We start from the raw sequence: 1350 nt of genomic DNA, 5'->3' as shown, positions 1-1350 counted from the left end.
CACAGCTGCTGCGCATAGTTTTTGAAACTATGAACGTCGCAGTAATGTCGCCGCTCATCGTCGAATTGGGACCGACTGGCACCTTTCCGGCTGATCTTGGCCAGCGCTTCCGCGATGAGAACGGGGCTAGGGTGATCCGGCACGGTAGAGACAAATGTCGGCCCCTCCATTGCCAGCGCCAAGTCCTCGTTTGCGACGGTGGGCAGCCCAACGGCGATGCAGTCGAGCAGCGCACCGGACAAGCCTCCGAAGAAGTGGGTTCTCAGCTGAACGGCGGCGTCGGCTGCAAGCAGATAGTCTCGATATTGCGCCTCGCCGACAAAGTCGGCTGAGAACACGACATGATCTGCCAAGCCGACGTTGGAAACCAAATCCCTGAACGGACCTTCATCCGATGCAAATCCGCCAACAAAATACAGTTTTGCGGGAATGCCCCAGCTGCGCAGAAGATCAACGGCCCAAATGCACTCCTCGGCCGCTTTATTGGAGTGGACAAAACCAAGCGATATGATCGCAAATTCTTTTTTGGCGATGCCGAGCCTCAGTCTGGCGGCTGATTTTAGCCGTCGATCGGTGGGATCGGTCTCCCACTGCCGATAGATCGAAAAGGRCAGATAGATCGCCATTTTGGAAAAGCGCTCTTGAACGATCCGAGCCGTCACGCGCGAGTGCACGAACATCGGCGAAGCCCACTCGGCGATTTCGCCGAGAAACGTTGCTGGAAGCCTCGATTCATCTTGCAGCCAGGAGCCGACCTCTTGCGCAGTCACGGATCGTCCGAGTTCACGCTCCGCAACCGCGCAAGCGCGCGGCGAACCGAGCAGACTTCCGTAGAAGCCGAGGAGGCGATTGTCGTGCTCGATGCAAGCTCCGCCATACCGTTCAAGCAGCTGGAACACCTCCAGATGAAAATATGAGTTCCCCACCACCCCGACCACTCGATCAAAGCCCGAAGACAAGCACGGAAGGGTGGTGATCTGCTGCGCCGATGCTGCTCCATCAGGTGTGGTTACAGGCGCATGTTTCGAGAACACATGGACATCGGCCAGTTTGCCCAGTTCCCTGATTGTTGCGGCGGAATAGTCAGCGACACCGGATTGGTCAGGCGGCATCGGACTGAGGAATGCAATTTGTGGTCGCGCGCCTCTGAGGATGCCGGTGGGCTTCGGATGGCGACGCGCCACCAAATCGCCCACCGTCGACCAGAACTCCCCCGCGATTTGGTCGGCCCGAAACCGCTGCCACCGTGTCGACTGATCCTGGATAATCTTGCCGCGCTCCGCTTGATCGACGGCAATCGCTTCGAGCTTCTGTCTGAGTTCCTCGGCGCTGTCTGGAGAAAACGTCAAA

Annotated in this window: 1 protein-coding gene; it reads right to left on the bottom strand. The window is 58.0% G+C overall.

Going from position 1 to position 1350, the window contains the following annotated elements:
• Positions 1–1350: glycosyltransferase family protein (locus AC1DX0_RS35905; protein WP_477359237.1), on the bottom strand; the 1350-nt coding region annotated here is incomplete at both ends.

It is taken from the genome of Mesorhizobium sp. P3_A9, assembly GCF_056402975.1.
Note: the sequence above shows the minus strand (reverse complement) of the source record. Positions and strands in the feature narration are given on the sequence as shown.